Annotated in this window: 9 protein-coding genes; 8 read left to right on the top strand and 1 reads right to left on the bottom strand. The window is 41.7% G+C overall.

The features are described from left to right. Positions 1-673: 673 nt before the first annotated feature. From V7O62_RS11805 to V7O62_RS11790, 4 genes are all read left to right on the top strand, one after another. A complete protein-coding gene (locus V7O62_RS11805) occupies positions 674-1,984 on the top strand; it encodes a right-handed parallel beta-helix repeat-containing protein (protein WP_406656526.1) in 1,311 nt (436 codons plus the stop codon). 472 nt (positions 1,985-2,456) lie between these two features. Next, a complete protein-coding gene (locus tag V7O62_RS11800; protein ID WP_406656525.1) occupies positions 2,457-3,431 on the top strand; it encodes a polyphosphate kinase 2 family protein in 975 nt (324 codons plus the stop codon). A 67-nt stretch (positions 3,432-3,498) separates the two neighbouring features. Continuing rightward, complete coding sequence (locus tag V7O62_RS11795; protein WP_406656524.1) at positions 3,499-6,276, top strand: cation-translocating P-type ATPase; 2,778 nt, start codon at positions 3,499-3,501, stop codon at positions 6,274-6,276. A 103-nt stretch (positions 6,277-6,379) separates the two neighbouring features. Then, positions 6,380-6,583 carry a YwbE family protein gene (locus tag V7O62_RS11790; RefSeq protein WP_406656523.1) on the top strand — a complete coding sequence of 68 codons (204 nt, stop codon included), beginning with the start codon at positions 6,380-6,382 and terminating at the stop codon, positions 6,581-6,583. A 254-nt stretch (positions 6,584-6,837) separates the two neighbouring features. On the opposite strand, the gene V7O62_RS11785 is transcribed toward V7O62_RS11790, so the two are convergent. After that, positions 6,838-7,029 carry a CxxC-x17-CxxC domain-containing protein gene (locus tag V7O62_RS11785; RefSeq protein ID WP_406656522.1) on the bottom strand — a complete coding sequence of 64 codons (192 nt, stop codon included), beginning with the start codon at positions 7,027-7,029 and terminating at the stop codon, positions 6,838-6,840. Between the two features lie 628 nt (positions 7,030-7,657). On the opposite strand from V7O62_RS11785, the gene V7O62_RS11780 reads away from it, so the two are divergent. The 4 genes from V7O62_RS11780 to V7O62_RS11765 all read left to right on the top strand — a co-directional run bounded on the left by V7O62_RS11780 (position 7,658) and on the right by V7O62_RS11765 (position 13,854). Beyond that, complete coding sequence (locus V7O62_RS11780; protein ID WP_406656521.1) at positions 7,658-10,084, top strand: PAS domain S-box protein; 2,427 nt, start codon at positions 7,658-7,660, stop codon at positions 10,082-10,084. Between the two features lie 115 nt (positions 10,085-10,199). Continuing rightward, positions 10,200-11,492, top strand: a complete 1,293-nt coding sequence (locus tag V7O62_RS11775) for a TIGR00341 family protein (protein WP_406656520.1) — start codon at positions 10,200-10,202, stop codon at positions 11,490-11,492. A gap of 114 nt (positions 11,493-11,606) precedes the next feature. Then, entirely contained in the window at positions 11,607-12,911 is a 1,305-nt protein-coding gene (locus V7O62_RS11770) for a TIGR00341 family protein (RefSeq protein ID WP_406656519.1), read from the top strand. Positions 12,912-13,041: 130 nt separating this feature from the next. Next, positions 13,042-13,854 (top strand): ABC transporter ATP-binding protein, encoded by an 813-nt coding sequence (locus tag V7O62_RS11765; RefSeq protein WP_406656518.1) that lies wholly within the window; start codon positions 13,042-13,044, stop codon positions 13,852-13,854. The last annotated feature ends 349 nt before the right edge of the window (positions 13,855-14,203 follow it).

Raw genomic sequence — 14,203 nt, 5'->3', positions numbered from 1 at the left:
CCCAATTTTATGTCTAGCTCAATATATTGATATAATGTTTATTTAATGTTTATAATTATATTAATAAGTTTGTATAAATATAAATATTTGTAGCAAATACCATAAATTATTATAACTGACATATCCAGAATTTTTCCAGACCTGCAATCAAAATTGTCAACTTTTACTTTTGCATTAAGTTTTTCACTAACAACAGCTTCAACCATAGTAAAAATTTAATGTCAGATGCCTCAGAATCTGATTACTAATATCAAAATTCAAAATTAATCAGAGTCAACCGACTTTATTTCATACATCAATCAATTCGATAAAAATACGCATCAACTGTCTTAGAAAATCTATTTTTTTAATTTAATGACCAATTGTCACATATTGTAACTAACAGCCCACATATAAGGGAGCCCTAAAAATGCTTAAAACCGGATTTTGAGCAACTTAAAGCCTTTTTTGCGTCTGCAATGATATATATAGCTGAAAGTATATTATCGAGGTGACTGTCACAGAATAAAGTTACAGCTCATGACCAATTGATGCAAGGACGGACACATCCCCAAAAGTGTCATTCATAGATCCCGTCAAGAGGAAAATTGCAGCCCACAACTCTATTTTTGGCAGCCAGACCTAGATAATCAAAAAACGGATATTAAAAACTCAATCGTTGAGAGATTAAAAAATGGTTCAAAAAAGAAAAACTACAAGCCTTTTTGTGGTTTGTCTGATCCTTGGCTTAAGTCTTGGAACAGCAACCGTTTCAGCTGTCGATACTACCGACACTGAAGAAATTAACTACGCAGTAAGCATTTCCAAAGACACCACCACAACATCTGTCCACACAAGTGACGGACAGCTCATATATGAAGGAAATAACGACGTAGAAGCTATAAAGGCTGCAGTAAATGCTGTTGACGAAGGTATCATCCTGTTCAATTCCGGTACATATATGGTCAGTTCGGCAATCGAACTGAAATCAAATACAGAACTGGTTGGCAGTGATGCAGTACTTAAAGGATACAGCATCTTCAACATAAAAAATGCTAATAACGTTACAGTAAGAGGGTTTGAATTCAGTAACCCTGACCAGTCCTACCTGCCCGTTGCAGGTGGTATCGGACTTATCATGTTTGAGAACAGTAACAACTGCCTTATCGAAGGCAACACGTTCACAAACTTCAGAAGCTACGGCGTGTACCTTGATGTCAGCTCACCATCCCAGCAGAACGATCAGATTACCATAAGGGACAACGAATTCCTTTACTTCGGTTACTGTGGAGTTATGATCGGAAAGCAGTCAAGCAACGTATACGTAGATAACAACCTGTTCAAGGACATCAACACCAAAAAGATCAATGTGAACTCCTATGGTGTTGCTGTTGCCAAAGGAAGCAGTGCGTACGAGTATTCCGAAAACATCTACATCAGGAAAAATACCATCGAGAACAACCCTGTATGGGAAGGTATCGATAGCCACGGTTCCAGAAACATTTTCATTGAGGACAACAGGATAACTGATGTAAAGATACCAATAGCAGTTTCCCACAGTACCAGCGATGGAAATTATCCGGAGACTCTGCATGGAGTGAAAATCACCGGTAATTACATTCAGGGTTACACCAACGGCCAGAGACAGGATTCAGGAATTTACGTCATAGGCGGACATGGAGGAACTGTCCTCAAGCCTATATCAAGGGTTCTTATTTCAGGTAATACCATTCGTGATGTTAACAACTGGCTTGTTGCAGACGATGGTGCAATAGTCCTCCAGAGCGTAGAAAGGGCTGTTGTTACAAACAATGACATCTCAGGAGTCGGTGGAACAGGTATAAACCTGGAAAATACCGACAACATAATTGTCAGGAGTAACAGTATAGCAAATATGAAACCTATATCAGGTGCCACCAGAGGACTGGAAATAATATCCAGCGGTAGTAACCTTGTATTCGAGAACAACAATTTTGACAGCACAGTACAGGTCCCAGGTGTCTGATAATCCTGAAAGACACAACGGGTAACCAGTGAATGCATCCCGCTAACCCGGGGATGCCACAGAGTTGCACATATAATAGATACATGGCTGGAAGAACTCTGCATTTCTGCCAGCCCATCTTTTTTTATCCGCTCAACATTTCATACTGGGCAAGAGTCTGAATTGGCTTTTCTTTGATCATATGAATTAAAGAAGAGAGCAGTGAAACTCAGACATTTCCTTAAAAGATAAATATCCCTGGAAGCCAGCTTCATGAAGTATCAATATATCCTGAAGCTGACTCACAGTTTCCTTTAATTGTTTCTTCTGATTGTTCCTTCCAATTGTTTCTTTTAATTATGTATATTCGCAAGTTCGATTTTAGATTACACATCGAGTAAATAAGAGCACTAATGAATAAACTAAACTTGTAAAGTGAAAAATCATTCTGAAGCTCGATAGATCTTAAGAATTCAATATAAGGAACCAGACTATGGCAAACAGAATGGAAGAATTGCTGGACGTTCTGAAGGTTCCGCCCGGCAAGAAGATCGATCTAAAGAAAGACTATAATCCTGATTTTACCGGTAAGTGGCTGAAGAAGAAAGAAGCAAAAAAAACCCTTGCAGAAGGGATCCAGATGCTGGCAGAGATGCAGCAAAAACTCTATGCACAGGATCAATATGCCCTGCTCATAGTACTTCAGGCACTTGATGCAGCAGGCAAGGACAGCACTATCAAGCATGTCATGTCAGGCGTGAATCCACAAGGTGTTGATGTTCATAGCTTCAAGACACCTTCCGGAGAGGAACTTGATCATGATTATCTATGGCGCAACTTCAAAACACTTCCCGCTCGCGGTCGCATAGGCATCTTCAACCGCTCTTACTATGAAGAAGTCCTTGTAGTCCGAGTACACCCCGAATTCCTTGCCAACCAGAGACTGCCTCTCACGCTTAAGGACAAGCATATCTGGAAACGGCGTTTTGGGGAGATAAATAATTTTGAAAAATATCTGGTTGACAATGGAATTATCGTTCTCAAATTCTTCCTCGACGTATCCAAAGAGACTCAAAAGGAACGATTCCTGGAGCGTACGCTTCTGCCCGAGAAGAACTGGAAGTTCTCTGCAGCGGACATGAAAGAAAGAGCTCACTGGGACGATTATATAGCTGCTTACGAGGACATGCTCAATCATACAAGTACTGAGTGGGCACCCTGGTACGTCGTGCCAGCCGATCATAAATGGTTTACGCGACTGGCAGTGGCTGCGGTGATCTGCAATACTATGAACAAACTTAACCTGGCCTATCCTGTCGTCAGCGAGCAACAAAAACAAGCTCTGCTTGTAGCTAAAAAAGAACTTGAGAATGAAGGGGATGGTATGGAAGATAAAGCTGTCCTGAAGGCCAAAAAAAAGGCGGCTTCAAAGAAAAAAAACAAGAAGAAAAAAAGTAAGAATCTCTAAAAAACAGTACCCTTCCAAGCAAAGATCATCGAAGACCCAGCACTTTTTAAACTGAAGGACAAGGAACATGTCATCTCAATCAAATGAAACGTCATCATCGGGTCCTGCCCAAAAGGCGTCGAAAACCAAATGGTATGCACTTGACAAAGAAGAAGTTGCTAAACAGCTTCAGGTCGACCCCTCAAAGGGATTGAGTGCTGAAGAGGCTCAAAAGCGCTTGCAACAGTATGGACCAAACCATCTGGAAGATAAGAAGAAAGAATCAGGATGGCAGGCATTCCTGAGGCAGTATAAGGACCTGATGCAAAAAATACTGCTTGTGGCAGCAGCCGTCAACCAGATATTCACAGGTGATTGGAAAACCACAATGATTCTGGTAGTTCTTACTATTTTCAATGCTTTACTTGGTCTTCGAGGAGAAGCAAAAGCTACTGCCAGCCTTGCAGAGTTATCCGGAAAAATGAAGATAAACGCCCATGTGCGTCGTGATGGAAAAGAGCAGGAAATAGATATTTCACAGATAGTTCCGGGAGATATTGCGATTGTGGAAGCAGGAGATATTGTCCCTGCTGACGGACGTCTGTTTGTGGCAGCTACACTGGAAACTGAAGAAGCGGCACTCACAGGCGAGAGCACTGCCTCATCCAAAAACAGCAATGCGATTGAAGAAAAAGAAGAAGTGTCCATAGGTGACCGCCACAACATGGTTTACATGAATACCTCAGTTACCCGCGGTCGTGGAGAGATTATCGTCACCACTACCGGCATGGGAACTGAGATGGGACACATTGCAGAACTGCTAAACAAGACAAAAGCAGATAAAACACCCCTGCAAAAGCAGCTTGACCGACTGACGATGATAATTGCAGCGATTGCAGGTCTTGCCTTCGTTTTGATGGTCATATTGGGGCTGGAAAGCGGGCAATCTATAAACTCTATTTTCGCTGCCGGTGTAGCATTGGCAATTTCAGCAATTCCTACCGGCCTGCCGGCTGTGGTAATCACGATGTATTCAATGGGCACCCAGGTTCTGGCAGCCCAGAATGCCATTGTCAAAAGGCTGCCGTCGGTGGAGACACTTGGTTCGGTTTCGGCAATTTGTACGGATAAGACCGGTACATTGACACTCAACAAAATGACTGCACGCGAATTTTCGGTTCCCGCAAAAAATCACTACAAGGTAACTGGAGAAGGGTATAGTACACAGGGACAACTCTTCAATGATGGAGGCACTAAGATCGATCTTGATGAAGTGCTCCAACCCATGGTGCTATGTTCCGATGCCCGTCTTGATGGTGAGGAACTGATAGGAGATCCTACAGAAGGGGCATTGATCGTGCTGGCAGCTAAGGGCGGCATTGATCTGGAAGGGCTAAGAAAGAGATATCCACGTATAGCCGAGGTACCTTTTGACGCAGAATACAAGTTTATGGCAACATTCCATAATATGACAAACACCCAGGGCAAGCCCGTAGTACGGTGCTGTGTTAAGGGTGCACCGGATGTATTGATTGCACGTGCCGGTTCATTCTGGTTACCGGGAGATAAAGTTCATCCAATCACTGAAGAAAACAAGTCTATAGCACTGGAAGAAAACAAACGTATGGCCTCATCCGGAGAGCGTGTAATGGTTGTTGCACGCCGTGATTTTGATCCGGATACATTTGATCCTGATGGAAACCTTATGGATATGATAAACGATCTGACCTTGCTTGCAATGGTCGGCATTGTCGATCCGCCACGCTCTGAGGCCAAAGATGCCATTTCCAAATGTCACAAAGCCGGAATACAGGTCCGTATGATAACCGGCGATCATGCAGTGACAGCAGCTTCGATAGGAGAGGAGTTGGGAATTGAAGGCAAGGCATTGACAGGTGCCCAGTTCGCTGCAATCCCGGATGAAAAACTAAAGACAGAACTGGACCAAATAGGCGTGATTGCGCGTGTAACTCCTGAAGACAAGTTGCGATTGGTGACACTCCTTCAGGAGAAAGATAATATAGTTTCCATGACAGGAGATGGCGTAAATGATGCACCTGCACTGAAAAAGGCAGACATTGGTGTAGCTATGGGCATCACAGGCACGGAAGTCTCCAAAAATGCTGCTGTGATGATACTGACCGATGACAACTTTGCTACCATCGTTAAGGCAGTGGAATATGGCCGTTATATTTACAACAACCTTTTCAACTTTGTTCGTTACCAGATGCAGCAGTTGGTAGCATTCATTGCGTGCTACCTATTGGCTGCAATTTTCGTAGTGCTGGGAGGAACACCGTTCACTGCTCCTGTAGTCCTGTTACTGAGATTCCTTGTAGAAGTCCCAATAGCTCTGGCTCTGGGATTCGGTGAAATGGATCCAAACCTTATGGATAAGAAACCCCGCCCATTGAAGCAACCACTACTGTCATCTTCACAATGGATACGTATAACCTTTCTTGGTGTCCTGTCGGCAATGGTTACTGTCTACCTGGAAGCACTCTATGAGCCATCAGGAACTGCCATCGCAGCTACCGTAGGATTTGTTTCTTTTGCCATGCACACCTTCTCTAGGGGTATTAGTGCAAGTAGTGAGACTGAAACAAGCTTCAATCGAGATGTCATACATGACCGAAATCAGGTTGGTCTCTATGGAGGAACACTACTGATAACTATTCTGGCAACTGAGCTCGACTTCATGCAACGGATACTGGGGACAACATCACTAAGCGCAGAACAGTGGTTTGTTTGCATTGCTGCAGCCATCGGAATACTGCTCATTGACGAGATAATCAAGTTTTTCATGCGTAGAAGTCGTAGCCATAACACGGTAACAACTGAAGCTATTGTTGACACATCACAATGAAGATAGAATACCATTAATTGATAAAGAAGACCAAATAGCAAAGATCTGGTATGCAATCCTCAAGCATGAATAGCCTTATATAGTCACAGGCTTACCTTGCGCCATGAATCCAGGTAAAAACAGAGAAAATGTCGGGATAGGATTGAGCGTAGGCATCGTCCTTAAAAAGGACCAGAAAAGTGGAAAAATTACGCAGGGTATTGTCAAAAAAATACTGACAAAATCCCCAACCCATCCACATGGAATAAAAGTTCAACTGGAAGATGGCAGTGTGGGAAGAATCAAGGAAATTCATTCAAAGAAATGAAGGGCTTTTTACTTGCCTGTTAAGACATTTCTTTTATAGCATGTAAAACTCTTTGGTCAACTGGAAAATCTTGAAGCAGGATTAGCAAAGCTAATTAGCTTCATGTCCATATTTCCTCAAATTATCCTGCGATTATTGCTACCCTGAAAATAAGAACCAGGAAAAAATCAATCAGACAGATACTGATAAAATAAAGTTAACTGTTTAGCATCTGTCTTTTTGTTAAAATATTCCAGAGTTATTTTCAAATAAAACTAGTATCTGGCTGGCCTGTGTTTCTGGAAGCATTCCCTGCAATATACAGGTCTGTCACCAGATGGCTTGAATGGTACTTCTGTTTCCTGTTTGCAATCTGAACAAGTTGCTTTATGCATCTCTCTTGGACCGCTTGATCTGAAACCGCCGCCGCCTCTATTGTTTCCGCCTCTGTTATTATTGAATCCCATATGTTTATCTCCTTAAGTTTGTTTAGTTCGCTCAGCAGAACCGATATTGTGAAGCACAGCATGACTGGTTTATAACTAGCCTGACAAGATTGCTCATTTCAATACGGCTAACCCAAATGTCCAAGCAATCATTAAAAGAAGCACTAAAAGCAGAGTAACCCTTTATTAAATCGTTGAGCAATCGAACTATTAATCTACACAGTACCCTATTTTATATAAATCCGCTGCTGTTAATTAAAACCTGGAGATCAAAATTATCTATTATCCTTTGCCTGGTCAACTGTATCCGCAATGATATATTTCAACTACCATTCATAAACTTTCTGAATATATCTTTATTTTCCCTGACATAACTATGAATGAATTTAGAATTTTATCCGACATTTTGCTTTGTTTAATTTAGGAATTCAAACAGTAATTGTAATTTTTATTCCACAAATTTCACTCAGATTAACACATATAGCTTTTTTAAAATGGAATTTTCATTAATAACTGACATTGATACTAAATTATAAATATCTTGCAATATAAATAAAATCATATCATGATAATAACCAACATGTAAGGAATTTCGGATTTTAGAACTATAGACATACATTCACTAAAATGAAGTCATCAAATCTCCAACATGTCTGAAAAATCTTCATTCTTCCAAACTCTGGATGGCGTAGATAATTACGGAATTCTTCCGGATGAACTGCCTCTGGGATTAATCTCATGCGATATTCAGGGAAATATCCTTAGAGTTAACAGATTCCTTCTGGAACTTCTCGGTTCACCATCAGCAGAAGAAACAAAAAGAGTTAACATGCTGACATTTCCTCCACTGGTAACATCAGGGATATCCGGGACAATTGAAAAGGCTATTAGGGACGACAAAATTTCCTCGATTGAAACACATTACCATTCAAAATGGGGTAAAGATCTATTTCTTAATTTCAAGGCAATTCCTTACAAAGATAACAATGGCAACATAATAGGATGTCATGCCATAGTTGAAGATGCAACGACAACTGTTAAGGCAAAAAGCCAGCTCGAACAAAAGAAAAAGGAAAAAAGGCTTGTTTCAGAGATATCCAGCAGTTTCATTAACTGTACGTTCAAGGATATTGATAAGGAAATTCACACAGCACTGAAACAGGTAGCCGCATTTTTCAATACTAAGAGTGCAGTTATTTTTATGATAACTAATGATGGCAGATATGTCAAAAAGACCCATAAGTGGCATGCTGAAAATACGGACCTGGCTACCGAGATAAATGAAAAGATTCCAATGAAAAAACTTTTCCCGAAACAATTGGAAAACCTACATACCGTCAATATTTTCGATACTCAGCAGTTCCCGGAAGGAGAAAGTATTCTTGAAAAGAGTTATAATGGAAAAGAAATTACGTCCGTTTTTATGATTCCTCTGTCCTATCAAGGCGTACTTAAAGGATTTATAATCATTAGTTCGGAAAAAAGGCTAAAGAAATGGGATGAGGAGGATGTCAATTTATTAAAATTGATAGGAGAGATGATAACAAATCTTCTTGAACGTAAATATACTGAGAGTCTCCTGCTTGAAAAAGAAAAAAAATTCGAAGACATTATGAATGTAATAGATACTGTCATGTGGAGAGCAGACATTGATAAGGAAAGAGAACTTTCTAACGTTTACATATCTCCCTCAGTTGACAATGTACTGGGACTTCCCCCCGGTTCTATCGGAAGCAACTGGTATGAATATTTCTCATATATTCATCCAGGAGATATACTAAATGTCTACGACGCAATCAATCATAGTGTCCAAAATTCCGGATCCTTTTTTAACATTGATTACCGACTTGTGAAAGACGATGGTACCATTGTGTGGATTAACTCTGATGGAATCGCACATGAACAGCAAGATAACACTTTCAGTGTATTTGGAACTTCTACCAACATTACAGAAAGAAAGTTAGCTGAAGAGGAGATCAGCAGGAACGAGGAGAAGTATAGGTCCCTTTTTGAACAATCTAACGATGCCATATTTATACATGGAATTGATGGCCGCATCCTGAACATAAACAAACGTGCCTGTGAGTTAACGCTATATTCTGAAGAGGAACTGAAAAAAATGATAATTCCAGAACTCATCCCTCCCGACCAGGAAGAAATGGCTTTTGAAGCCTTGAAAAAAATAGAGCAGGAAGGATTTATTTTCGAGGAAGTGGAACTTTTAAGAGCTGATGGAATAAAAATATCAGGAGAAGTAAGCGCTGCGCTTCTTGAAACATGCCCTCAAACTATCCAGTCAGTTTTTAGAGACATCACAGAACGCAAAAAAGTAGAAGAAACAATGTTTAATGCGAAAATGGAAGCAGAGACTGCGAATAGGATAAAGAGTGAGTTCCTTGCTAATATGAGCCATGAACTACGTACTCCCCTTAATTCTATAATCGGTTTTTCGGATATGCTTGCCCAGGGATATGCAGGACGTCTGGAAGAGAAACAAGAAAGATATGTTCAAAACGTATCCGAGAGTGGGAAGTACCTTCTGACGCTCATAAACAACATACTTGACATTGCGAAAATAGAAAGTGGAAAAATGGAACTCGAACCGGAATATTTCACAATGAAAGAAATGTCAGAGGATACTGAGAACCTGATAAGTCACCTTGCAATGAAGAAACATATCAAACTGTATATAGACAAGCCTGAAAATATCGAGATATACGCAGACAAGGTGAAGATAAAACAGATCATTTATAATCTTTTAAGTAATGCGATCAAATTCACACCTGAATACGGAGAAGTCAACCTTTCGACAACGTTAATCGATAATGAAATCCGTATATATGTAAAGGATACCGGAATCGGGATTGCAAAAGAGGACCTGGAAGAAATATTCAGTCCTTTCAGGCAGCTTGAAAGCTCTCTCTCACGCCGTTACATTGGAACAGGGCTTGGTCTCTCCATAGTGAAAAAACTCGTTGAACTTCATGGTGGAAACATCACTGTCGAAAGTGAGATTGGCAGGGGAAGTACATTTACCTTTACAATACCTGTTTTGTCTCCGTCCGGAAACTTATAAAACCCGGTACGTTTTCCAGAGAACAGCACCAATAAGCTCAGTCGAGTAGCAGATAGCATCTTTACTTAATAAAGTTTCATATAGGACTATATCTTTCACAAGCACAGTATAAATTATGCGAATAGTTCAAGTGCTTATCCCTAATGGAAAACGGGAGCCAGTATTGGCCGTGCTTGATGAAGAAAAGATCGATTATGCCGTATGGGAAGAGACAGGAAGGGGAGACTTCGAAGCCCTTGCACAGTTCCCTATTCCACCTATCGGCGTTGAACCTATAATGGAAAAACTGCAGGGAGCAGGTATCAGCAAGGATACCTATACTATAGTTTATTCTCCTGAGACAGTTGTTTCCTCAAGGCTGGATGCGTTGCAAAAACGCTTCTCAGGTAAACGTATCGCCAGGGAGGAACTCATTGCACGTGCAGAAGATCTTGCACCTGCAACCTCGACATTCTTTGCATTCCTGATTCTGAGTACTGTCATTGCTACCGGAGGACTGCTGCTAGACTCTGCTGCAACCATTATCGGAGCCATGGTGGTTGCTCCGCTTATGGGGCCGGCCGTCTCAGCCAGTGTGGGAACAGTCCTTGATGTAAGAAAACTTGCATCAAGAGGTGTTATGCTACAGGTTACAGGTCTTCTTGCTGCTATCATAACTGCTGCAATTATCGGATTCCTCGTTCAACAAACAATACTTGTATCTCCCGGACTCGATATTCGTGAAATCGGACAGGTTGCAGAACGTACAAGCCCGAACTTCCTGTCCCTTTTCCTTGCCCTGGGTTCCGGACTTGCAGGTGCAATCAGTATCATGCGTGGTTCCGGATCAACGCTTGTAGGAGTTGCAATTGCCGTGGCACTTGTACCACCTGCAGCAACTGCAGGACTGGGTATTGCATGGGGTCTTCCGGGAACTGCCCTTACAGCATCCGTGCTGGTACTTGTCAACCTGCTTGCTATTAACGTATCCGCACTGGCACTTTTCTGGTTGTCAGGTTTCAGGCCCATGGAGAAAACTGCGGTTGGTCGTGCACGCTCAGCTGTGATAGTACGCGCAGGTGTCCTTGTAATCGCCATTGCTATCCTTTCTATTGTTCTTGGGCTGGTCACATATACCACCTACCAGTCAACTCTTTTTGGAGAACAGGTGAAACAAGAAGTACAAATCCTGTACGAAGAATCCGGTTATGAAGGAGAAGGGGCAATCTTAGGTAGTATCGAAGTCGAATACGATGCCGCAGACGTTCTGTTTGATAATCCGGCGGAGGTTACTGTCATAGTGGGTTATGAGGCGGGGTTAACCATACCTCAGGGAATCGCCGAAAATATAGATGAACATTTGAAAGAGACCACAGGAAGGGACTCTATTGTAACGGTGGGGTTTGTTGAATCCCAACAAGCAGCCTGAAAAATCTGGTTTTTCTTTCTGGCACATTTCTCTAAAAACGACAATTTTTCTGAAAAAAAGAGTCAGCATATAGTTCTGCAAAATTTAAGCAGTTGTGTTAAGGAAGTATAATATATGCGAATAGTTCAAGTGCTTATCCCTAATGGAAAACGGGAACCGGTACTGGCTACGCTGGATGAAGAAAAGATTGACTATGCTGTATGGGAAGAGACAGGAAGAGGAGACTTCGAAGCTCTTGTGCAGTTTCCTATTCCACCTATCGGCGTTGAACCCATAATGGAAAAACTACAAAATGTAGGTATCAGCAAGGATACCTATACTATAGTTTATTCTCCTGAGACAGTTGTTTCCTCAAGGCTGGATGCGTTGCAAAAACGCTTCTCAGGTAAACGTATCGCCAGGGAGGAACTCATTGCGCGTGCAGAAGATCTTGCACCTGCAACCTCGACATTCTTTGCATTCCTGATTCTGAGTACTGTCATTGCTACCGGAGGACTGCTGCTAGACTCTGCTGCAACCATTATCGGAGCCATGGTAGTAGCTCCTCTTATGGGACCTGCCATTTCCGCCAGTGTGGGAACGGTACTTGACCATAGAAAACTTGCATCAAGAGGATTATGGCTTCAGGTTACCGGCCTTCTTGCTGCGATTGCAACTGCTGCAATAATCGGATTTCTCATTAAGCAGACAATACTTGTACCTGCCGGACTGGATATTCGTGAAATCGGACAGGTTGCAGAACGTACAAGCCCGAACTTCCTGTCCCTTTTCCTTGCCCTGGGTTCCGGACTTGCGGGTGCAATCAGCATCATGCGTGGTTCCGGATCAACTCTTGTAGGCGTCGCCATTGCTGTGGCACTTGTACCACCTGCTGCAACTACAGGATTAGGTATTGCATGGGGACTTCCGGGGGTTGCTGTTGCAGCAGCCGTGCTGGTACTTGTCAACCTGCTTGCTATTAACGTATCTGCACTGGCTCTTTTCTGGCTGTCAGGTTTCAGGCCCACGGAGAAAACTGCAATTAGTCGCGCACGTTCAGCCGTGATAATACGTGGAGGGGCTCTTATTGTTGCCATTGCTGTCCTCTCTGTCGTTCTTGGGCTGGTCACATATGCTACTTACGAATCAAGCCTTGTTCAGGAACAGATTGAACAGGAAGTGGAGGGCATGTACGATGAATCCGGCTTAGCCGATGAAGGAGTGATTCTTGTTGATACAGAAGTCAGCTATGAAGCTGTCGATCTTCTATTGAACAATCCTCCCGAGGTGTCTGTTATTATCGGTTACCAGATAGGACAATCCATCCCACCTGACATTGCCCAAAGAGTGGATGAACATCTCAAACAAACTACTGATGTTGATAGATTCAGTGTAACAGTAGAGTTTGTTGAGGCACAACAGGTGATTGATGCAAATTAGGAAAAATCCTGAAAATGACCATTTTTCTTAATGTTTAGCTGATGACGTGAATTTCTGCATAACTTTATTAGTATTGATAAGATAGAAAGTGAAAAACAAATCTCATTCTTAACTAAAACAGTGAGTGAAGATGCCTGAAGCAAAAATAACATCAGACCTGAAAATACCCTTTATTGAAATGAGGAATGTGACCGTATCCCGAAATGGAAAGATGATACTCGACTCTGTCAATCTCCAGATAAATCAAGATGAGAACATCGCTATAATAGGGCCAAACGGATCCGGTAAATCATCCCTTATAAAATTGATTACAGGCGATTACCGGCCTCGTGCAGACAGCAGAAACATGGTTTTCAAGGTCAAGGGAGAAGACAGGTGGAACCTCTTTGACCTAAAGGGTCTTCTTGGGATAGTATCAGGCGACCTTCAACTGGATTACAACAGGGACATCAGTGGATTTGATGTTGTCCTGTCTGGTTTTTTCAGCAGCATCGGGATCTACCCCAATCACAAAGTCACACTTGAGATGGTCAGTACGGTTTATGAAGTAATGAAATTCCTTGAGATATCCAGACTTGCGGACAAGCTTATTTCTGAGATGTCCACAGGAGAAGCCAGAAGACTGCTTATCGGAAGAGCTCTGGTACATAATCCACACATCCTTGTCCTGGATGAACCTGCAAACAGCCTAGATATGAAAAGTCATCACCAGTTCAGGGAAGTAACAAGGAAAATAGCATCTTCTGGAAAAGGCATTATTCTTGTTACCCATGACCTCGATGACATCATACCCGAGATCGACAGGATTGTATTGCTGAAAGAAGGCAAGATTTTTGCTGACGGTAAAAAAGAAGATATCCTGAACGAGGAGAAACTGTCCTGTCTGTTTGGAATGCCTGTGGATATTGCCAGAAACAACGGCTACTATCATGCAATATATTGAAGCTGCAGTTTTTTCATGGAATTAGCATATAAAAAAATCGCTTTATAGATATTCTGGATAATCAGTGATGAATTCAAGGACTCCTACCTGTAACTATTAATGCAAAAGTACAAGGACAGTGTTTACTCGCACCTTTGCATCTCTTCATACTTTCTTAATCATATCAAATGATAGGAACTCTACAACCCTTTAAAGCCCTTATTAATTCTAAGAAAGAATTATTCTCAAATGTCATATAGCCAGTTGCTTCATCTTCTTATGAAGAGTATAATTCTTACATGGTACAAAATGTATCTTAAATTGGAGTGGAATTAAATGAAATCAATTAGAAAGATAGACCGAGTCAAAA

The organism is Methanolobus sp. ZRKC2, from assembly GCF_045291185.1.
Lineage (GTDB): Archaea > Halobacteriota > Methanosarcinia > Methanosarcinales > Methanosarcinaceae > Methanolobus.
The sequence above is the reverse complement of the archived record's forward strand: the minus strand, read 5'-3'. Positions and strand labels throughout refer to the sequence as shown.

What these genes read in the sequence shown, in the direction of transcription:
- V7O62_RS11805 (WP_406656526.1), top strand. Translation starts at nt 674, where the DNA reads ATGGTTCAAAAAAGAAAAACTACAAGCCTTTTTGTGGTTTGTCTGATC.
- V7O62_RS11800 (WP_406656525.1), top strand. Translation starts at nt 2,457, where the DNA reads ATGGCAAACAGAATGGAAGAATTGCTGGACGTTCTGAAGGTTCCGCCC.
- V7O62_RS11795 (WP_406656524.1), top strand. Translation starts at nt 3,499, where the DNA reads ATGTCATCTCAATCAAATGAAACGTCATCATCGGGTCCTGCCCAAAAG.
- V7O62_RS11790 (WP_406656523.1), top strand. Translation starts at nt 6,380, where the DNA reads ATGAATCCAGGTAAAAACAGAGAAAATGTCGGGATAGGATTGAGCGTA.
- V7O62_RS11785 (WP_406656522.1), bottom strand. Translation starts at nt 7,029, where the DNA reads ATGGGATTCAATAATAACAGAGGCGGAAACAATAGAGGCGGCGGCGGT.
- V7O62_RS11780 (WP_406656521.1), top strand. Translation starts at nt 7,658, where the DNA reads ATGTCTGAAAAATCTTCATTCTTCCAAACTCTGGATGGCGTAGATAAT.
- V7O62_RS11775 (WP_406656520.1), top strand. Translation starts at nt 10,200, where the DNA reads ATGCGAATAGTTCAAGTGCTTATCCCTAATGGAAAACGGGAGCCAGTA.
- V7O62_RS11770 (WP_406656519.1), top strand. Translation starts at nt 11,607, where the DNA reads ATGCGAATAGTTCAAGTGCTTATCCCTAATGGAAAACGGGAACCGGTA.
- V7O62_RS11765 (WP_406656518.1), top strand. Translation starts at nt 13,042, where the DNA reads ATGCCTGAAGCAAAAATAACATCAGACCTGAAAATACCCTTTATTGAA.